At 49.8% G+C, this 20,163-nt stretch carries 13 protein-coding genes; 7 read left to right on the forward strand and 6 right to left on the reverse strand.

The genetic code is table 11. The features are described 5' to 3' along the window. Window positions 1-177 precede the first annotated feature (177 nt). The 7 genes from A5320_RS22430 (at window position 178) to A5320_RS06885 (ending at window position 9,189) form a co-directional block, all read left to right on the forward strand. Window positions 178-258, forward strand: coding sequence for a potassium-transporting ATPase subunit F (locus A5320_RS22430; protein WP_420849778.1), 81 nt, complete (start codon window positions 178-180; stop codon window positions 256-258). A 10-nt stretch (window positions 259-268) separates the two neighbouring features. Next, complete coding sequence (gene kdpA / locus A5320_RS06860) at window positions 269-2,044, forward strand: potassium-transporting ATPase subunit KdpA (RefSeq protein WP_068062615.1); 1,776 nt, start codon at window positions 269-271, stop codon at window positions 2,042-2,044. After that, a complete protein-coding gene (gene kdpB, locus A5320_RS06865; protein ID WP_068062618.1) occupies window positions 2,041-4,041 on the forward strand; it encodes a potassium-transporting ATPase subunit KdpB in 2,001 nt (666 codons plus the stop codon). The genes kdpA and kdpB overlap by 4 nt, the downstream gene beginning before the upstream one ends. Next, entirely contained in the window at window positions 4,041-4,730 is a 690-nt protein-coding gene (kdpC, locus tag A5320_RS06870; protein WP_231916662.1) for a potassium-transporting ATPase subunit KdpC, read from the forward strand. The genes kdpB and kdpC overlap by 1 nt, the downstream gene beginning before the upstream one ends. A 298-nt stretch (window positions 4,731-5,028) precedes the next feature. After that, entirely contained in the window at window positions 5,029-5,781 is a 753-nt protein-coding gene (locus A5320_RS06875; RefSeq protein WP_068062621.1) for a TorF family putative porin, read from the forward strand. Window positions 5,782-5,803: 22 nt separating this feature from the next. Next, window positions 5,804-8,506, forward strand: coding sequence for a sensor histidine kinase (locus A5320_RS06880; protein ID WP_068062624.1), 2,703 nt, complete (start codon window positions 5,804-5,806; stop codon window positions 8,504-8,506). Window positions 8,507-8,511: 5 nt separating this feature from the next. Continuing rightward, window positions 8,512-9,189: a response regulator gene (locus A5320_RS06885; RefSeq protein WP_082971575.1), complete on the forward strand. Its 678-nt coding sequence runs from the start codon at window positions 8,512-8,514 to the stop codon at window positions 9,187-9,189. Window positions 9,190-9,223: 34 nt separating this feature from the next. On the opposite strand, the gene A5320_RS06890 is transcribed toward A5320_RS06885, so the two are convergent. From A5320_RS06890 to A5320_RS06915, 6 genes are all read right to left on the reverse strand, one after another. Continuing rightward, window positions 9,224-9,934 carry a M48 family metallopeptidase gene (locus A5320_RS06890; RefSeq protein WP_068062627.1) on the reverse strand — a complete coding sequence of 237 codons (711 nt, stop codon included), beginning with the start codon at window positions 9,932-9,934 and terminating at the stop codon, window positions 9,224-9,226. Next, window positions 9,934-13,035, reverse strand: a complete 3,102-nt coding sequence (locus A5320_RS06895; RefSeq protein ID WP_068062630.1) for a type I restriction endonuclease subunit R — start codon at window positions 13,033-13,035, stop codon at window positions 9,934-9,936. Before A5320_RS06895 ends, A5320_RS06890 begins: the two co-directional genes overlap by 1 nt. A gap of 136 nt (window positions 13,036-13,171) precedes the next feature. After that, window positions 13,172-14,638: an ATP-binding protein gene (locus tag A5320_RS06900; protein WP_068062632.1), complete on the reverse strand. Its 1,467-nt coding sequence runs from the start codon at window positions 14,636-14,638 to the stop codon at window positions 13,172-13,174. Then, window positions 14,628-16,028 carry a restriction endonuclease subunit S gene (locus A5320_RS06905; RefSeq protein ID WP_068062635.1) on the reverse strand — a complete coding sequence of 467 codons (1,401 nt, stop codon included), beginning with the start codon at window positions 16,026-16,028 and terminating at the stop codon, window positions 14,628-14,630. The genes A5320_RS06900 and A5320_RS06905 overlap by 11 nt, the downstream gene beginning before the upstream one ends. Next, window positions 16,025-18,502, reverse strand: coding sequence for a type I restriction-modification system subunit M (locus A5320_RS06910; RefSeq protein ID WP_068062638.1), 2,478 nt, complete (start codon window positions 18,500-18,502; stop codon window positions 16,025-16,027). Before A5320_RS06910 ends, A5320_RS06905 begins: the two co-directional genes overlap by 4 nt. Before the next feature lie 222 nt (window positions 18,503-18,724). After that, window positions 18,725-19,816, reverse strand: coding sequence for a response regulator (locus A5320_RS06915; protein ID WP_068062641.1), 1,092 nt, complete (start codon window positions 19,814-19,816; stop codon window positions 18,725-18,727). Window positions 19,817-20,163 lie beyond the last annotated feature (347 nt).

Raw genomic sequence — 20,163 nt, forward strand, 5'->3', positions numbered from 1 at the left:
GCTTATCGTGGAGTGATGTTTTGTTCTGGCCGGATCCGGCACTGAATGCAAATGCCCGCAGCAATTTTACGATCTCTTTACGCCTCCACGGTTTTGGCCGCTGGAGCCTTTACGCCGCCCCGCCTTAACCTTGTCACCGGAATATATCCACTCAAAACTTGCACAGAGGAATCCATCATGGGCTGGTTGTTATTGTTACTGGTGAGCGCGTTAAGCGTTTTGTTGATGTACGCCATGTTGGCACCGGAAAAATTCTGAGGAGCCAGCGATGGAAATTATGCTGATATTAACCTTATCGTTGCTGCTGGCCTGGCCGCTCGGCGTTTATATGACCGGAATTTTTTCCGGTCAGGCGCATTGGAGTGACCGGCTGTTTGGCCCGCTGGAGCGGGGGATCTTTAAAGTGCTGGGGATCAACCAACAGCAAGGCATGGACTGGAAGAGTTTTGGTATTGCCTTTTTACTCAGCAACCTGCTGCTGGGCGTAATCGCTTTTTTACTGCTGATGCTGCAACACCTGCTGCCATTAAATCCGGACGGCGTTGGCCCACTAAGCTGGGACTTAGCGCTGCACACTGCGGTGTCGTTTTTAACCAATACCAATCAACAACATTACTCCGGCCAGGCGCAATTAAGCTTCTTAAGCCAGAGTTTTGTCATTGTGACTTTGCAATTTGTGACACCGGCGATGGGCTTAGCGGTCTGTCTGGGTGTGCTGCGTGGTTTGCTTGGCGGTCGTAATCAAGCAACTGCGCAAGAAGGTGAAGCGCGCGATCTGGGTAACTACTATCAGGATACCGTTCGTGCCGTATTGCGCTTGATGATCCCACTGGCGGCCATCGTTGCTTTGGCGCTGAGCAGTCAGGGTGTTCCCTCGACTTATCAGCCAAGTCCAACCGTCAGCGTGCTGGAACAAGGGCAAAGCCTGACCGAACAAAAAATCCCATTAGGCCCAGTGGCGGCGATGGTCGCGATTAAACAACTCGGCACCAATGGTGGTGGCTGGTATGGTCCGAATAGTGCCAATCCGCTGGAAAACCCAACCCCGCTGAGCAACCTGATTGAAACCATTGCCTTAGTGCTCATTCCAATCGCCGTGGTCTTTATGGCCGGTGGCATGTTACGCCAGCGTGGTTTTGCGCTGATGTCACTTGGCGTGATGGGTTTCTTAAGCCTGCTCTGTGTTGCAGCTGCGGTCTATAGCGAACAACAACCGAACATCGCTTTTGCTGAACTGGCACAAAGTAGCGGCAATATGGAAGGCAAAGAAGTAAGGTTTGGCACCGATTTATCGGCGCTGTGGGCGACGCTCACCACCCAAACCTCCAACGGTTCGGTCAATGCGATGCACGACTCGCTGAACCCGCTGGCTGGCCTGGTTACCCGCTCCGGCATGCTGATCAACGCCATTTGGGGCGGCATCGGCTGTGGTTTTGTCAACTTTATCGTGTATGTCTGGATCGCGGTATTTATCGCGGGTCTGATGATTGGCCGCACCCCGGAAATTTTCGGACGCAAACTTGAAAAAGCTGAGCTCAGCGCACTGGGTGTACTGTTGGTATTACCAAGTGCAGTGATCCTGTTATTTACCGCTATTACCCTGAGTTTTCCGGCGCTTATCGGCAACAGCAACCCAGGTTTACACGGTATTTCGCAGGTGTTTTATGAATACACCTCGGCTTTTGCCAACAACGGTTCTGGTTTTGAAGGATTGGCTGACAACACACCTTGGTGGAATATCACCTGCGTCATCGTGCTGCTGCTTGGTCGTTATTTGCCGCTGGTGATCCCGCTGTATATCGCTGGCATGCTGGCGAAAAAACGCCAGATCCCACCAAGCGCGGCCAGCTTACCGCTGGCGAATGTGACCTTTGGCGTGACTTTGCTGACGGTGATTTTAATCCTGAATTTCCTGTCGTTTTTACCTTCGATGGTGCTGGGACCAATTGGTGAAGGATTAGCTGAAAGCCATATTGAAACGATATCCCAACAAACATCTGCCATCACTACACAGCTGCAATCCGTGACCGGAGGTGCCCAATGAATACGGCCGTGTTAACCCAAGCCAGTCTGGCTGCTTTTCAAAAACTGACACCAACCCAGGCCGTAAAAAGCCCGGTGATGCTGGTGGTCTGGGTCGGTACTTTACTGGCGCTATTTTTAACCGCCGGGCAAATCCAGCAAGGCCAATCTTATGGTTTTGCGCTGGCCTGTAGTCTGATTTTGTTTTTCACTTTATGGTTCGCCAATTTCGCCGAAGCCATTGCTGAAGCGCGTGGCCGGGGTCAGGCGCAAAGCCTGAAAGCCAGCCGCCGTGATTTAACCGCACAGTTGCTGAACCGCTCTGGCCAGCTGTCGAAAGTAGCCGCCAGCCAGCTGAAAGCCGGTGATCAGGTGCGGGTACAAGCCGGTGAATTTGTACCGGCAGATGGCGAAATTATTGCCGGTGTTGCCACCATCAACGAGTCAGCTTTAACCGGTGAATCGGCGCCAGTGCTGCGCGAAGCTGGGACTGATCACTCAGGCGTGATTGCCGGTACCACGGTACTCAGCGGCACCATCACGGTCCAGGTTACAGCCGAAGCCGGTCATAGTTTCCTTGATAAAATGATCCGCCTGGTCGAAGGCACCAATCGGCAGAAAACACCAAACGAGCTGGCGCTGACTGTGCTGTTGGCCGCCTTAACGCTGGTGTTTTTAATTGCTGTGGCGACCTTACCGGCGCTGGCCAGTTTTGTCGGGATCGAGCTGGATTTGCTGATGCTGATTGCGCTGGTCGTTTGTTTAATTCCAACCACCATCGCCGGTTTACTGCCAGCCATTGGGATCGCTGGGATGAACAGAGCGCTTGGTGCCAACGTGATTGCCAAATCAGGTAAAGCGGTGGAAGTGGCTGGCGATATTGACACGCTGCTGTTGGATAAAACCGGCACCATCACCTTTGGCGACCGTCAGGCCACCAACTTTTTACCACTGCCAGGTATTGCGATGAGCCAACTGGTGCAAGGCGCACAGTTGTGTTCGCTGCAGGATCCAACGCCTGAAGGTAAATCAGTATTAAAGCTGGCGCAACAGGAAGGTTTTGCCGAGCAGACCGCACCTGACAATGCTGAATTTATTCCGTTTACCGCACAAACCCGGCTGTCGGGCCTGACCTGTGACGATGGCGGTCACTGGATCAAAGGCGCCTTTGATGCCGTAAAAAAATGGGCACAAAGCCGCGGTATTGCGGTGCCTAATGCGCTGGAACCGCTGGTAACTAAAGTGGCACAACAAGGTGCGACGCCGTTAGTGGTCGCCAATCAGCAACAAATCCTTGGTGTGATCCAACTGTCTGACGTGATTAAACCAGGTGTGGCTGAGCGTTTTGCCCAGCTGCGTGCCCTTGGTGTACGCACTGTGATGGTCACCGGCGACAACCCAATCACTGCTGGCGCTATCGCCGCTATTGCCGGAGTTGATGATTTTGTCGCTGAAGCCAAGCCGGAAGATAAGCTTGATCTGATTCGCCGGGAACAAGCCAAAGGCCGCTTGGTGGCGATGGTGGGTGACGGTACCAATGACGCCCCGGCGCTAGCGCAGGCCGATGTTGGCCTCGCGATGAACTCAGGCACTCAGGCGGCTAAAGAAGCCGGCAATATGGTGGATTTAGACTCAGATCCGACCAAATTACTGGCGGTGGTGGAAGTGGGCAAACAGCTGCTGATCACCCGCGGCGCACTCACCACCTTTTCGCTGGCCAACGATGTTGCGAAATACTTTGTCATCGTTCCGGCGGTGTTTGCGGTGGCGATGCCTGGGATTGGCGCGCTGAATTTTATGCAGTTACCTGATCCAGAAATCGCGGTGTTGTCAGCGCTGATTTTTAACGCACTGATTATTCCGGCGCTGATTCCATTGGCGTTAAAAGGCGTGAAAATCCGCGCTATTAGTGCCGAAAAACTGCTTAGAAACAATATGTTGATTTACGGATTTGGCGGTATTTTGCTGCCGTTTGTGGCAATCAAACTGATTGATGTTGTGCTGAACTGGATGATTTGATGATGAATACGAAACCACTTAAGACTCAACAACTGAATCAACAACTGCTTAAACAATCTAGCCAACGGCAGACACCAGCAGCTGCGCAAACAGTGTTTAACCCACAACTGCAGCATGCCTACTGGCGGCCGGCGCTGGGTTTAGCCGGCACTATGTTGCTCTGCTGCGGCCTGCTGTACAGCGTTTCGGTCACGGCTATCGGCGGCTGGATTTTTCCAGGCCAGGCCAATGGCAGTTTGCTGAGCACTGCAGATAACAGTTTCACCGGCTCCGCGCTGATTGCCCAGCCCTTTAGCGCTGCGCATTATTTTCACGGCCGGCCATCAAGCGTTGGCACCGATCCAATGTCGACCGGCGGCAGCAACCTGGCACCGTCCAATCCGGCGTTACGTGAACGGGTTGCAGCGACCAGCGCCGAATTAACTGCGTTGTATCAGGTCGCAGCCAGTGAACTACCGGTGGATTTACTGGCAAGTTCCGGCTCGGGTGTTGATCCGCATATTTCGCCAGCCGCGGCAGCCTTGCAGTTAGCCAGAGTGGCGACAGCCCGTGGCATCCAGCACTCCGCGCTGGAGACTTTGTTGCAACAACAGATTGAAGGCCCGCAGTTTGGCTTATTGGGTGAGCCGCGGGTGAACGTGTTGCTGCTGAATCTGGCGTTGGATCAACAATTTCCGCTCAGCAAATAACGACGACTGATCACAACGAAAAGTTACCAATCTTTTTACTTTTAGGCCGGACGTAAAACGGGACATCCGGCCGCTGCAGCAAATGGCCTCATGTGCTTACATACCCAAAATCATTGAAGGTGCGGGTAGGCGGCAAGTGAGCGAGACTGGAACGCCAGCCCGGCCCGGAGCATAGCAGTCTATGTGACTGGGTCGGACTGGCGCTCCAGCGAGCGAGTGCGGCCAACACCCCCGCAACTTCAAGGATGACGGGTATGTTGCTGCAGTTTTTTTCTTCCCGATTTAACAGGATTTTGTGATGTCTACTTTGTTATCTAAGAATGTATCTTCAGGTGTAAAACGCGGTTTGTTACTGGCGACGTTAACCTTGATCACCGCCACCACGTTGCAGGCGGAAGAGTTTAAAAGCGCCGCCTCAGTCACGCTGATTTCCGATTATCTGTACCGTGGTATTTCCCAAACCAATGAAGGTCCGGCGCTGCAAGCAAGTTTGACACTGCAACATCAAACTGGCGCTTATGTCAGTGCCTGGGGTTCCAATATCAAATTTGGTGACGGCAGTATGGAACTCGATTTATCGGCCGGTTATCTGTGGCAATTAAACCCGGATTGGAAACTCGATCTCGGCCTGATGCAATACCGTTATCCAAAAGGCGATAACTCAAGCACTGAATTTAACTTTGTTGAGGCTTACGGCAAACTGAGTTACCAGCAACTGACGGTGGGTCTCGCCATCACCGACGACTACTTTGCCGCCGGTGTTGGTAAATTTGCGTATTGGAGCGCTGACTGGAACCAGCAGCTTAGCAATCAGCTGCTGCTACAATGGCATCTGGGGTACAATCAATTTGCTAATGCACTGGAATATAAAAACTTTATGGCAGCAAGCAATGAGTCTGATCAGGGTTATGCCGACTGGCAGCTGAAACTACAGACCTCCCAACTCGGGTTCGATTGGGGTTTAGCGTACGCCGGAACATCGGTGGATGCAGCAGCTTGCACCGCGCTATGTGATAACCGCGTTTTAGTCAGCGTCAGCAAAAGCTTTTAATTGATTGCAGAGGAATAACGCCATGGCAACAGACGCCAGAAGCCAGCAAGCAGATGCGTTGCTGAAAAACCTGCAGCAGCGCCAAGGTGGCCAGCTGAAGATCTTTTTAGGCGGCGCGCCGGGTGTGGGTAAAACCTGCGCCATGCTGAATGCGGCGCGCGAGCGTCAGCAACAGGGTTGTCAGGTAATGGTCGGTCTGGTGGAAACCCACGGCCGCGCCGACACCGAAGCTTTGTTGCAAGGTTTCACGCTGTTGCCACGGCGGGTAATTGATTATCAGGGCCAGCAGCTGACTGAATTTGATTTAGACGCTGCTTTGGCCGCCAAACCGCAGCTATTGCTGGTCGATGAATTGGCGCACAGCAATATGCCGGGCTCACGTCACAAAAGACGTTATCAGGATATCGCTGAATTATTGGCGGCAGGCATTGATGTCTACACGACGGTCAATGTGCAGCATATTGCCAGTCTGAATGATTTAGCGCTGCAAGTCAGTGGCATCCGCGTCAGTGAAACGGTGCCGGATCAGTTCATCGACGCCGCGCAGCAGCTGGTATTTGTTGATTTAGCGCCAAACCATCTGCTGGAGCGGTTGCAACAAGGCAAAGTTTATCTTGCCGACTACGCAGCCACCGCCGCCCAGCAATTTTTCCAGCTGGAAACCCTGACTGCGCTGCGCGAAATGGCGATGAAACGGGTGATGAGTCATGTCGATGCCGCGTTAAAAACCGAGCAGGACAGCAAAGCCAAACGCAGTGATTACCGCATTCAGGACAAACTGTTGGTGCTGATTTCCAACCAGCGGGATCATGAATACCTGATCCGTATTGGCCGCCGCGTTGCCGAAAAACGACAGATGCCATGGCTGGTGGTGTGGGTTGATACCGGCAAATTACAATATCAGTCGATGCAACAACGATTGCAGTCGGCTTTTGCGCTGGCGCGGGAACTTGGCGCACAAACCGATATTCTGCGCGGGCCTTCCACCTTACAAATGGTCCTGCCGTACATTGTCGAACACCGGATCAATTCAGTATTGGTCGGCGCCGGCACCCGCCGCCCCTGGCAGCCTTGGCGTAAACCTTTGTATCAGCAGCTGATTAACAGCGGCTTACCGCTAGAAGTTTCAGTCTACCGGGCGGACAGCACGCCTACACCAGTCACGACCCCTGCCTCTTCGTCAGGCACTTTTGGCCAAACCGCCGGTTATGGTTTTGGCGTGTTGGTCACCGCACTTGCCAGCCTGTTGGCTGTTGGGCTGCACCGGTTTTTAGACAGTGGTAACCTGGTACTGATTTTTGTACTGGCAGTGGTGGTCTGTGGCCTGAAATATGGCGCCAGGCCGGCTATTTTCACGGCGCTACTGTCATTTTTCAGTTTTAACTTTTTCCTGACCGAGCCGTATTTCACCTTTAACGTCAACAAAAACGACGACGTCGCTACCTTATTGTTTATGTTAGTGATTGGTATGGTCTGTGGCCCAGCCGCTTCGCGCATCCGCCGCCAATTGTTGCTGCTAAAAACCGCCAACCGCGACTCCGAATTACAACGCGATTTTGCCCGGCAGCTGACGGTGATCCACCAAACCGACACTTTATGGGAAACTTTAGCCACGCAGCTAAAACAAGCGCTGCGCTGTGACGTGCATTTAGTGATTTGGCATGAACAACAGCAGCACCAGATGCCGGAATTGCCGCACCCATTGCTGGCGATTGATCAGGCGATGATTGACTGGTGTCGCCGCCATCAGCAAATGGCTGGCCGCTTTAGCGATACCTTAAATGCCAGTCGCTGGACAGCGTTACCACTGCTGGTGAATGCCCAAACAACCAATTCTCATCAGGGAAAGGCCCAAACCATCGCGGTGATCATTTTGCAACTGCCCGAGCGCCAGCAAGTACTGCGGCCGGATGAACTGGATTTGATCACCAGTTTAAGCCAGCAGGCGGTCAGCGTTTGGCAGCGGATTGAGCTCAATAGCGCGCTGGAAAGCTCCAAACTGAAAGCAGAAATGGAGCAGTTACGCTCGGCATTATTGTCGTCGGTGTCACACGATTTACGCTCGCCTCTGGCAGCGATGATGGGCTCGGCTGAAAGTTTGCAGGTACTGGACCGGCAATTATCGGATGAAGATCGCAAAGAGTTACTCGACACCATCATGTTGGAAAGCCAGCGATTAGATCGCTACATTCAGAATCTGCTGGATATGACCCGCTTGGGCCACGGCACCTTAAAACTACAACGTGATTGGGTGTCGGTGGACGATATCATTGGTAGCGCCCGTCAGCGTCTAAAACGGTTTTTCCCGCAGGTGGAACTCGATTACCAAACTGAACCGGAAATGCCGCTGCTGTACGCCCACGCCGCTTTATTGGAACAAGGTTTGTTTAATATTCTGGAAAATGCTGCCAAATACAGCCCGGACGGCGAAGCGATAAAAGTCTGGGTCAGTAAGGTTGGCAGTCCGTCGCAAACCATCTGCCGCATCGAAATCGAAGACAGCGGCCCCGGCATCCCGGAGCCGCTACGCGAAAAAGTGTTTGATATGTTTTATGTGGTAGCCGACGGTGACAGCAAAAGGCACAATACCGGCATGGGCCTCGCCATCTGCCGCGGCATGATTGGCGCGCACGGCGGCACCGTCAAAGCCGAGGCCGCCAAAAGTGGCAGCGGTTCCCGTTTTGTCGTGGAACTACCTTTTCCTAAACCAAGTACTGGAGACTAACCCTGTTGTCAGCGCGCATTTTAGTGATTGATGATGAAACGCAAATCCGCAAAATGCTGCGGATTGCGCTGAAAAGTGTCGGCTACGATGTCACCGAAGCAGAGTCGGTGGGCTCCGGCTTAAGCGCGCTGGTGCGCCAGCAACCGGATTTAGTGATTTTAGATTTAGGATTGCCGGACGGTGATGGCCTGGAACTGTTGGCCGAGCTGCGTAGTTTTTCCAAAGTACCGGTGATTGTGTTGTCAGTACGAAATGGCGATAGCGATAAAATCAAAGCGCTGGATTTAGGCGCGCAGGATTATGTCAGTAAACCTTTTAGCGTGGAAGAATTGCTGGCACGGGTGCGCGCGCAACTGCGGGATCGCTTGCCGGATAAAACCCCGGTGCTACTCGATGACGGTTATCTGCAAATCGACCTCGCCCGCCGCTTGGTGCAACGTGAAGGCCAGGCCGTTGAATTTACTCCAAAAGAATACGCCGTGCTGGCAACGCTGGCACAGCACCGGCAATGCGTGATTACCCAAAAACAATTGCTGGAACAAATCTGGGGCCCAACCCACGGTCAGGACACCCATTATTTACGCATTGTGGTCAGCCATATCCGGCAAAAAATCGGCGATGATCCGACCCAGCCAAAGTATCTGAAAACTGAGGCAGGGATTGGTTATCGGTTGATGTTGTAGGTGTGATTCGCGTCGTAATTTTTTGGATTTGTTTTCAATACCCCCACTTATCAAACGCCAGCGGCGATCGATTAAGTGTGCGCCGGTACTCAGGCCACTTCGGCAGATGCTTGTGCATCAGTGCTTTAAACCTTTCGTTGTGATGCCGCTCCAGCATATGCACCAGTTCATGCACAATAATAAATTCAAGGCACTCGGGTGGCTTTTTGACGAGTTCCAGATTGAGCCAGATGCGGCCGGTGCTGGCGTTGCAGCTGCCCCATTTGGTTTTCATTCTTTTTATCCCGACAAAATTAACGCTGACGCCTAAACGTTCTTGCCAATGCAGCAGCAGCGGCTCGATGCGTTTACGTAGCAATTGCCGGTACCAGCTATGCAATAACTCCTGGCGTTTGTCTGCCTCGACCGCCGTTCGGCTTGCCAATACAATACGACCCGCTTTTAGTTTGACGCTGACTTGCTCGGCCGTGGTGACATCCAAACGATAGCCACGGCCCCAAAGGTAGTGTGTTTCGCCGGTACACAACTCACGCTCTGATTGGCGTGGCTGTGCGGCAAAATCGGCTTGTTGTTGTCTGATCCAGGCGATACGTTTGACCACGGCCATGCGAATGGCTGTGTCACTCAGATGTTCTGGCGCTGAGACCCGTACTTTGCCTTCAGGCGGAAGTACCGAAATATGCAGGTTTTTAATGTCTTTGCGCTGTAGGTCCAGCGTGATAGAACCAATGGTTACTTCTGCCATCAGTGATACTCTTTTTGCGCTTTGACCAGGTCCATCACCGCCTGAACATCTACTTCATAGTCAGCTGTTTCCTGTTGTATGGCGAAGGCAATTTCCTTTTCTTTCAATTTATCGCCAAGCCATTCGGCTTTTTTGGTGTAGCGCACTGCGGAATCAATTTTGGTCACCAACACTTCGTCTTTACCCAGGTTGTCATACAAAGCACGTTTTGCCATGGTATCAACACTGTCTGGATAACTTTGGGTCGTGTTGCTCGCCGGGTATTTCACTTTTTTTGCCAATTCCCGCACTTTTTCCAGATATTCCTGATAGGAAATAGCCTCTTGGCGGCGCTGCGCGATCAGTTGATCCAACAACACCGACATCTGTTTGTAGTACTTCGGGTTGACCGGGTTTTCATCAACAATGGTTTTACGAACGTTATTTTCAATCGCTTCGGCCATCGCTTCTTGATTGTTTTTCAGATCTTTTGGCAGGCCTTGCAATGCTGCCGCACCTTTTTGCACAATCAGCTCTATCAAGCCAAGCTCTTCAAAGTCCATCAAGGTTTCTGCCGGATCCGCATCAATATACAAATCCAGCATTTGCCGCATCGCTGGTTCAAAATGCTTCATGTCGACCACATCGCCACTGGCAATTTTAATTTCATCCCGCACTTTGCTGAAATGCTCAACATCCTGCCGAATGGCGTCTGCTTGTGCTTTGGTATAACCAGCCTGTGGCATCTCACTGGCAATATTGGTAAAGCAGCGGATGAGTTTTGCAACGCATTGGTACAAAGTCAGACGTAAGGCTTCTTTTTCGCCAAGTGTGTCTTCGCTGGCGCCGGGTAAACAGCAGAAGTAGTGCTGATAATCGATTTGATTTTTTGGCGCTTTGACAGGTTCACACAATGTTTTAACCACTTCTAATGCGTTATCCAAATCTTCTTTGGCCATTTTCAAGCGGTTTTTTAGCAGACCTGCCACATCCTCTTTGTCATAACCTTTTAATGCTTCACTGGTGTAATCTTTGACCGTGTTTTCTAAGCATTTAAATAAATCTTTGTAGTCGATAATATAGCCGTAATCTTTATCATCACCGTCCAGCCGGTTAACACGACAAATCGCCTGAAACAGGTTGTGGTCGGCCATTTTTTTATCAATATACAGATAGGTCGCCGATGGGGCGTCAAAACCGGTCAGCAGCTTGTCGACCACAATCAGTAACTGCATTTGGCCTGGTGCTTCGATAAAACGTTTCTTTACCTTGAGCTCAAATTCTTCCACCCGCTTGGCCGCTTCGTCCTCTGATTGCTCAAAAAACTCAGCCAGCATTTTGCGGTAAATTTTGTATTTACTGAGCTTTTCAGTGGCACCGGCACCAGCTTCTTCGCCTTTGATTTCTGAGACATTGGGCTGATAGCTGGTGACAATGGCGCAGCGGCCATCAAAACCAGCATTGGTGAACATTTCATACACCTTGCACGCCTGATAAACGCTGGCGCAAACCAACATCGCATTACCGCGCCCGTCTTTAAGCCGTGGTTTGGTGTCGAAGTCCATCAGGATGTCCCCGACAATCTGTTCTAGCCTGGAGCGGCTGGATAGCAGCTTTTGCATCGAGCCCCATTTTTGCTTGATTTGTAGCTTGCCAAGGCGAGACAAGTTCTTGGTTTTAGCTTCAAACCACTCATCCACTTTTTTCTGCGACTTTACACGTTGATCGATGTCACGAGCTTCATAGCGTAAATCCAACACCACGCCATCCGAGACCGCTTCATTGAATTTATAGGTATGGATATAAGGCCCGAATATCTCAATAGATGTTCTTTTGTCTTCCTTCAATATCGGTGTGCCGGTAAAACCGAAGAAGACGGCATTTGGCAAAATTGACTTCATTGCCGCATGCAATAAACCCGACTGGGTGCGGTGACATTCATCGACAAACACATAAATGTCGCCTTTCGGCCTGAAATCGCCAGGCAGGCTCTTTTTCATTTCGGCAATAAAATCTTCGGCGCTGCCCATTTCGTCGCTTTCGTCATCGCCATGGCGACCAAATTTATGTACTAACGAGCCAATCAACCAAGGCTGGGGTTGATTAAGCTTTTCAACCAAATCGGCACCGCTTTTTGTCCGGTAAATACCCTCAGCAACGCCGGTGAATACTTTCTCAATTTGTTCATCAAGTTCGGTACGATCGGTCACGACTAAAACCCGGGCATCATTCACGTTTTCACGGATCCATTTCGCCAACCACACCATGGTCAGGCTTTTACCAGAACCCTGGGTATGCCAAATAATACCGCCTTCACGCCGGGCAATATATTTTTTGGCGGCGTTCATGCCAAAGTATTGGTTGTGGCGGCAGGTCTTTTTCCGGCCCGCATCAAACACTATAAAGTCATGAATAAGTTCTAAAAAACGGGTTTTATTGCAGATACGACTTAAGTGAAAATCTAGCAAATACTCATATGGGTTACTGCATTCTTCTTTCCATTCGACGTAGTGCTTAGCAGAAGTTTCAATGGTGCCATAGCGCAGGCCCTGGGTGTCATTGCCCGCCATCACCAGTTGCATCGTGGTAAAGAAGTTACGGATAAAGTCTTTTTTCTGGTTGTCCAGGTTTTGCGCTATGCCTTCATACACCGACACGCGGGAGCTTTTCAGTTCGATGATGCCAAGCGCAATGCCATTCACGTACAGCACCAAATCAGGGCGTTTTTTGTTTTCACCTTTCACCGTGACTTCTTCGGCAATCGCAAAATCGTTAGCTGCTGGGTTTTGCCAATCAATCAGCCATATCGTTTGGTTTTGCTCACCGGCACTTTCTTTATCTTTAATGCCATAGCGCAGCAGCTGATATACATCTTTGTTGGCAAAATAAAGGTTTCGGCCTTCACCCAGGCTGGCTGCTTTATCAAGTTGGCGCAGTGATCGCTCAACCAACACCGCAGAAACACCGCGGTTGTGCAACCATTCAGTCAGTATCTGTGCTTCGATATTGCGATTATTCGGCCGACCTTTCCAATCACCTAGATAGCGATAGCCTAACTGCTTGGTGAAAAGCTCGATGATACGTTGTTGGGTGATTTTCTCTTTTTGGCCAACGTTGGTCATTTGTCAATCCTTCGCCTGTTCCAGTCAACCATCAGTCAACCAAATTAAAAACAATATAAATAAATAACTTACGATACATTTATGTACATTTCAACAGGCTGTAAAGCGCAAATTTTTACTGGCAGTCAACCAATATTTATGCCCAAAAGGGTATATATCTGAGCGCTTTTGCGCCTACATCGGCGTCGTAAGGCTTGATCAGCGCCATTTCAACCGCATCTTTGATCACACGGCTCACCATCGATTTGCTTTTCGCCTCAATGCCAAAACGCTCTCTCAAGCTTGGATTATTCATCGGCTCACGATTCACGTATTTCAGGCAACAATGCATATAACAGGCATGCGCCCTTTCTGCTTTAGCCATGTCAGCAAAGGTTTTGTAGGAAAACAGCACACTACGGGTATGGTTGGTCGTCACTTCAAACACCGGTGCTGGTAGTTGATAGATCTCCGTTTGAAAGACGACTTTATCAATACCACTGCCACGTTCTTCGCAAATATTTACCCTGCGCATAAAAGAGGCGAGCGCTTCATTTCGGCTTTGGGGTGGCGAATCTAAAAATCGTTCGGTAGCGACTAACGGAATGCCGGGATTAGTAATTTCCATCCGCTGTTCAAATACTTCGATCATGGGGCCAGTGCCAGACACAGAAAAATCCTGGTGGATAATAGCGTTGGCAACCAATTCCCGGATCGCCAGTTCAGGGTACATCGGCACTTCTTTTCGAAAAGCTTTGCCAATTTCTTCATTCGATGGCAACAAGGTTTTCAGGTAATCAATGAGCCCTTCAAAACCAGAGGCATAACCTTTGTTGCCTTCAATTTCACGCACAGTTTCAATCCGGCTGTTACCTTTGTACATCACCAGTCGCACCGCTTTGCGACCTAAATGCTGAAACTGCTGCAATTTTTTGGCAAACAAAATGGCACCTAAATTGGTGATATGCCACTTATCCGCCGTACCTTCTTGAATCAGCTTATCCGCGTAAAGTGCAGACAGAATGCCGGCGCGGTTTTCTGGCAGCGGTAAACCCATTAAGTCAAAATAAGCAGGATAATCCAATAGCTTGAGTACTTCATCTGCTGGCAAATTCGATGCGGCTAATTGCTGTTCAAAGGGCGTTTTATCAAAGATACGCCATAAGGCCCGTTCTTTTTCCGGAAATTCTTTTAGCTTCTTTTTGTAGCTGCCAAGCCGAAAATACTCTACGCCTTCATACTGCACCGGATTGTGGCTGGCCGGCTGAATTTCTAACAACACCACCGACCTATGCTCATCCACATCAAACTCGTAAAACCGGAAATGGATTTTGGGCGAAATTTTCTGCAGCAACCAGCTTTCGATTTCCTGATGCTTGTGTTTTTGCAGCGACGGCTTGAAGGTAGTGCCAACGATCTGATGGGTTTCATCATCAATACCGAACACCAGATAAGCTTGTTGTTTACGGTGTAAAGCCGCCGAATTAGCCAGCGCAGAAATATACTCACCAATCACTTCAACATCGGCATTAAGCTTAAACTCGACCCACTCGGTTTCCCGCGGCAAGCGGCACAGCTCTTTTACCAGGCTGATTAAATCCTGGGTCGTTAATTCAATTGGCATGGTTCGGAGTCCCTCCGGGTTGCACTAAACGGGTTTTGCCAGTGAGCAGCTCTTGCATCATGCCTTGTTTGATTTGGCGGGTTTTGTTTAGGCGTTGTTCTAAGGCTTGGTTTTCTTGGTCCATATCGCTGAGGATGGTGGCTATGGCGGTTTGTTCTTTTTTACAAGGAAATGGAAAAAGAAAATCTACTGCATCAATAATATTGAACTGCTTTTGAGCTGTTCCGTACTGTACCCCCTCAATTCTGGCTCTACCAATATGCGAGTTCATCAGAAAACAAAGCCAACTAGAGTCGAATTTATCTCCCTTTCTAATAATCATCATTGAAGCGCAGTTAGCTTGATCTAGTTCAGGTGGGATCACAGCAGTTATGCCTGGCGCACCAACCCTCACAGTAACAAGATCACCACAATTAAGCCTTGATGCTGGCAACTTCGCATTACTATCTTTGGTTATTCTATTTGCTGTCTCCCAAGTGATTTTGTTCTCATTGACGTGAGAACCAACCAACATCGGTACATCACCTCGGTCTGAATAATAAGAAGACGGGTTAATTACTAGTCCAACACTTTGGGATGTGGATATGTCTTTAAGTTTTCTTCCCTCCCAATCCTCTGGGATTTCGCCGAGTTCGCTGGGTTTGTAGCCTTTTTTGCGGCCGTCGGGGTGGTGGGAAAATTGCGGAAGGCGGGTGCGGCCGGTGAGCAGTTGTTGCATGGTCGCAGTTTTAATCGCCTGCTTTTTCGCAATCAGCTTTTCCAGTTCCTGAATTAACGCATCCACATCCGATAAGGCATTGGCAATGGTGGTTTGTTCGTCGGGCGAAGGTAAAGCAAGCTTAATTTTCCTTACCGAATCTAAGTTGAGCCCGGCCTTTGCACCTTGGTCTGACGTACTACGGAATAACTTTTGTACGTTTTCTGAGGATAAAAAGTATGCAACAAACTTTGAGTTGATTTCATCAAGGTTGAATCGTACAAGGGCTAAATGTTGATTTATATAGGCAGGTTTAACTAATGAGTCATCAACATATGAACTTATACCGATATCTGCTGTGATTGAAATTAAAACGTCACCGTTTAAAAGAGAGGTTCTTGTCCCTTCAGACGAAGTTTCAGGCAAATTTACGAACTTCAGATCTGAAAGGTCCAAATAGATAGAATGCCGTTTTGTATTAGTGATCCTTACGAATGGCTGCCCATATTCAGCATAAAACTCAGCCCATCCTCGAGAACCGCTTGTTACAAAGGGGTTTAATGCCCCAATATCTGTACACAACCAATCATCCGGGATAATTCCAACATCAGTTTGCTTGTAACCTTGAGGTACAGCACTATTGGTAGCATCAACTAGGTAAGTGGCGATCATTTCACTGATAGCTGGATTCATACCGACCACTCCAAACCCATAGCCCTCAAATGCTCAGCAACTTTGGCACTTAACACTTCCACCGACTGACTAATCTGCGGCAGTGACTCGGCATAACGCTCTTCCAAGTCTTTAACTCGACTGGCCAGTTGTTGTCCCATGCGTTCGATTTCGGCCTGGATGCTGGCTTGCAGTGTGGCTTGCCATTTGTCTTGCACCAATAGGGTTTTCACTTCAGCGGTTGTCAGCATGAAATAGCGTTTAAACACCAACAGGTCGAGCTTGTCTTGCTGCTTTTTCACGGCTTTTTTGCGGCTTGCTTCACTATCAAACAGGCGCAGCACTTGTTGCAAGGCTTTGCGCTCGTCCAGGTCGGATGCCAGTTTTAGCCGCGCTTTGACGGATACTGCGGTGACTTTGTCTTTGTCATTCAGCGCATCAGCCAGCAAGCCGTCATCGCTGCTCTGTTCCTCGATATAACTTTCCAGCTCTTGGCTGATGCTATCCAGCTCGCTTTGTAGGTGGTCGAGTTCGGCTTGTTCTGCGGAAAAAAAGCGTTTCACCAACAAGTTGGGTGGCAACAGTTCGGCTTTGTATTTGGCTTTACCGATGACTAAATCCGGCACTTCTTTACTGGCGCTGCTCTTAGAAGAATTAGCATCGCCTTTGACAGCAATCAGTTCACGCAGCTTTTTGCCTGCGTCCCAGCCGTCTTGCACCAGCACATAGACATCGTCTTGCATCACCTCTTGCCAATAATCCATCAGCAATTGGTAAACGTCGTATTTGCTAAGCAGCGCTATATTGTCGTAAGCAGTTAACAGCGCTTCGCTAATACGATCGATCAGCGCCTTTGGTAGCTCATTACCATCAATGTTGTCGAGCGCCATTGCGGCAAACCATTGCTGAAATGGTGCAACAGCCATGCTGGCAAAGGCTGTAAATTCGGTGTGTTGCAAAATGGTAGGTTTCACATCGCGGGCGACGACTTTAGCGTCTAGATAACCTGGGCGCTGCGGGGCAAATAAAGTCGCGCGTAAACTCGGTAGCACTTGCCAGTAATTATCAAGTGCAGCGACATCACGCTCTGGAATACCACCGGCTAAATGGGCGGATAAATCGTGTAAGTCTTCGCCTTCGCTGCTGTCGATGTAACGCGGGATATTCAGGTTATAGTCGTTACCAGCGATTTCTTTTAACGACACTAAGCGGCTATAGCCTTTGAGTTGCAGCTGTTTGGTAAAGACATCAACGATTTTATGTATATCCTGCGCGCGCAGGCGGTTTTTATTGCCGTCTTTGGCAAAGCCCTTGCTGGCATCAACCATAAAAATGCCGCCTGCGGTTTTGCCAAGGTCGAGCGGATCTTTCAGCATGCGGCTAACCGCAGTTTCTTTATCAATGACGACAATACAGGCTGGAATACCGGTGCCATAAAACAGGTTAGCCGGCAGACCAATAATGCCTTTGATATACCCTTGTTTCAGCAGGTTTTCACGAATACGGCTTTCCGCATTGCCACGGAACAACACGCCGTGCGGCAGAATGACCGCGCCTTTGCCGGTGCTTTTTAAGCTTTTGATGATGTGTAGCAAAAAGGCGTAGTCGCCGTTTTTCTCCGGCGGTACGCCCCAGGCAAAACGTTTAAATTCATCGTGTTCGGCATTGATGCCGCTGGTCCAGTTTTTATTGGAAAACGGTGGATTGGCGACGGCAAAGTCGAAGGTTTTCAACTCGCCATTGCTGTCTTTCCACTCTGGCGCCGATAAGGTGTTGCCCTTGGAGATTTTTGCAGTCGCGTTATCATGCAAAATCATGTTCATCCGCGCCAAAGCGCTGGTAGAGGTATCCATTTCCTGACCAAAAATCGACAAACCACGCGGGGCTTCATCGTTGGCTTTTAATAGCAAAGAGCCCGAGCCACATGTTGGGTCGTACACCGATGCTTCTTGTGAGGTGTGTTCGTTAATGCCAATGACTTTCGCGAGAATTTTCGACACTTCAGCAGGCGTATAAAACTGACCTTTGGATTTGCCGGATTCAGTGGCGAAATGGCGCATCAGATATTCGTAGGCATCGCCTAGCAGGTCGTCACCATCGGCGCGATTGCCGGATAAATCCAACCCTTCAAAAATGGCCACCAATTTGGTTAAGCGGTCGACCATTTCTTTGCCTTTGCCGATTTTGTCTTCGTCATTAAAATCGGCAATGTCGATCACACTTTTTAAATCGTTTTGCTCGGCGAGTTTGGCAATAATTTTGTTAATACCTTCGCCAATCTCGGTTTTACCTTTGAGCGCCACCATCTCGTCAAAACTGGCGCCGTCCGGCACTTCAATCATGGCATAAGGGTTGTTTTTAGCTTTGTCTGACACGTACTTCATAAACAACATGGTCAACACATAGTCTTTGTACTGCGAGGCATCCATCCCACCACGCAGCTCGTCGCAGCTGGCCCACAAGGATGAATAGAGTTCGGTTTTTTTGATTGCCATGGTTCTAACGTTTTCCCTTCACTACAGGTCGGAGATTGCACAACTTTGCTGTTACAAAATTGCTCCGCAAGGACGAAAATTTGGTTTTTAAGGTGCATACTTTATCAGGTATATCGATATAGACCCAAAATCATTGAAAATGCGGGTAGGCGACGAAGGCTGAGTCGCATGTGGCCAGATCGACCTTTCAAGCCGACTTTAACGAATGGCTTCACTGACTGACTAATCCTGCTTGGTCAACGCCAATAAATCCTCCAGCTGTTGGCCTAAATAGGAGCAAGAAGACCGCAGCGTGGTGCTTTGTTGTTGTACGTTGTTACTGTCGCTAGGGGCTTGGTCGAGTTGCTGCAGGCTTTGCTGCATCGTGCTCAGCTGGGGTAACACTTGTTGCTGCAGCATTCTGGAAACCTGTTGTTTTAACCGGTAATTTTCCTGCAGCGTATCAATTTGCTGGCGCATCTGTTTCACACTTTGAATAAGTGCGGCATGGGTTTTTACGCGGGCTTTGACCACCGGCGGATTGACCGGTTTGGTGATGTAATCCAGTGCGCCGAGTTCAAAACCGCGTACCATATCTTCGGTTTGATCGAGCGCGGTTAAAAAAATCACGCTGATATGCTGGGTCAGCGGATTGGCTTTCAGTCTTTTGCAGACTTCAAAACCGTTCATCTCAGGCATCATTACATCAAGCAATAACAAATCGGGTTGCGGTTCGGCGGCGCAGATCTTTAACGCTTTTTCACCGCTGGTGGCAGCGCCGACTTTGTAATCTTTGCGCAGGATTTCGCTGATCACCTGAATGTTATCCACCACATCGTCTACCACCAGAATGCGTAGTTGTTGTGGCTCGCTGGTCGCAGTTTCGGTGCTGGCGTCACTGGGCTTTTTCGCACCAGCACTGGCTTTTTGTGGCCCTTCAATCGCCCGTTGCACCCGTTCCCGCAGAATTTTGGTGGAAAAAGGTTTCACCACATATTCGGACACCCCGGCTTTGATCGCCTGAACCACGGCGGCTTGTTCAATCACCACCGACATCATCATAAACACCGTGCTGGAGTTTCGTTTATCGGCGCGGACTTTTTGCAGCAGCTCCAGGCCGCTGACTTTCGGCATATCCCATTCGGCGATAATAAAGTCGACTTTTTGCTGTGACAAAATACCCAGCGCATGTTCGCCATTGGACGCCTGCAGTACTTGCGCAAAACCCAAATCCAACAACATATTGGCCACGGTATCCCGCACAATATCGCTGCTATCGGCCAGCAGTACCGTCATTTGCGGGTAGGTTTTTTTTGGGTTGGCGACCGATTCCATTGTTCCGTCCTTTGAGTTTTGGCGTTGCCTGCGCAATGGCACCAGTTGACCATAGCGAAATGGTCATTAGCGAGTCGTTTTAGGTTAGTAGTTTTTTTCCCGATTGGGAATATCTAGTCGTCGCAACCCGCTGACTTGACGAATATCCGTCCATGCATGACAGTTGTTCAAGACCTGTTGTTGCTTGCACTTCCCATGCAACAGCCGGTGCAGCCCAAATGTCCAAAGCCACTTTGCAGGATGCTACGGGATCTATCAATAAACCCAGCGGTAACCAAAGGATGATTATGCTTTTTTGCTCGCACTATCTGCCACGCCGCCTGCGATTACGATCAATGCTCTGCTGG

Source organism: Rheinheimera sp. SA_1, from assembly GCF_001669775.1.
Lineage (GTDB): Bacteria > Pseudomonadota > Gammaproteobacteria > Enterobacterales > Alteromonadaceae > Pararheinheimera.

Excerpts from the sequence above, each read along its gene's own strand:
- A5320_RS22430 (WP_420849778.1), top strand. The coding sequence starts at position 178 with ATGGGCTGGTTGTTATTGTTACTGGTGAGCGCGTTAAGCGTTTTGTTG.
- kdpA (WP_068062615.1), top strand. The coding sequence starts at position 269 with ATGGAAATTATGCTGATATTAACCTTATCGTTGCTGCTGGCCTGGCCG.
- kdpB (WP_068062618.1), top strand. The coding sequence starts at position 2,041 with ATGAATACGGCCGTGTTAACCCAAGCCAGTCTGGCTGCTTTTCAAAAA.
- kdpC (WP_231916662.1), top strand. The coding sequence starts at position 4,041 with ATGATGAATACGAAACCACTTAAGACTCAACAACTGAATCAACAACTG.
- A5320_RS06875 (WP_068062621.1), top strand. The coding sequence starts at position 5,029 with ATGTCTACTTTGTTATCTAAGAATGTATCTTCAGGTGTAAAACGCGGT.
- A5320_RS06880 (WP_068062624.1), top strand. The coding sequence starts at position 5,804 with ATGGCAACAGACGCCAGAAGCCAGCAAGCAGATGCGTTGCTGAAAAAC.
- A5320_RS06890 (WP_068062627.1), bottom strand. The coding sequence starts at position 9,934 with ATGGCAGAAGTAACCATTGGTTCTATCACGCTGGACCTACAGCGCAAA.
- A5320_RS06895 (WP_068062630.1), bottom strand. The coding sequence starts at position 13,035 with ATGACCAACGTTGGCCAAAAAGAGAAAATCACCCAACAACGTATCATC.
- A5320_RS06900 (WP_068062632.1), bottom strand. The coding sequence starts at position 14,638 with ATGCCAATTGAATTAACGACCCAGGATTTAATCAGCCTGGTAAAAGAG.
- A5320_RS06905 (WP_068062635.1), bottom strand. The coding sequence starts at position 16,028 with ATGAATCCAGCTATCAGTGAAATGATCGCCACTTACCTAGTTGATGCT.
- A5320_RS06910 (WP_068062638.1), bottom strand. The coding sequence starts at position 18,502 with ATGGCAATCAAAAAAACCGAACTCTATTCATCCTTGTGGGCCAGCTGC.
- A5320_RS06915 (WP_068062641.1), bottom strand. The coding sequence starts at position 19,816 with ATGGAATCGGTCGCCAACCCAAAAAAAACCTACCCGCAAATGACGGTA.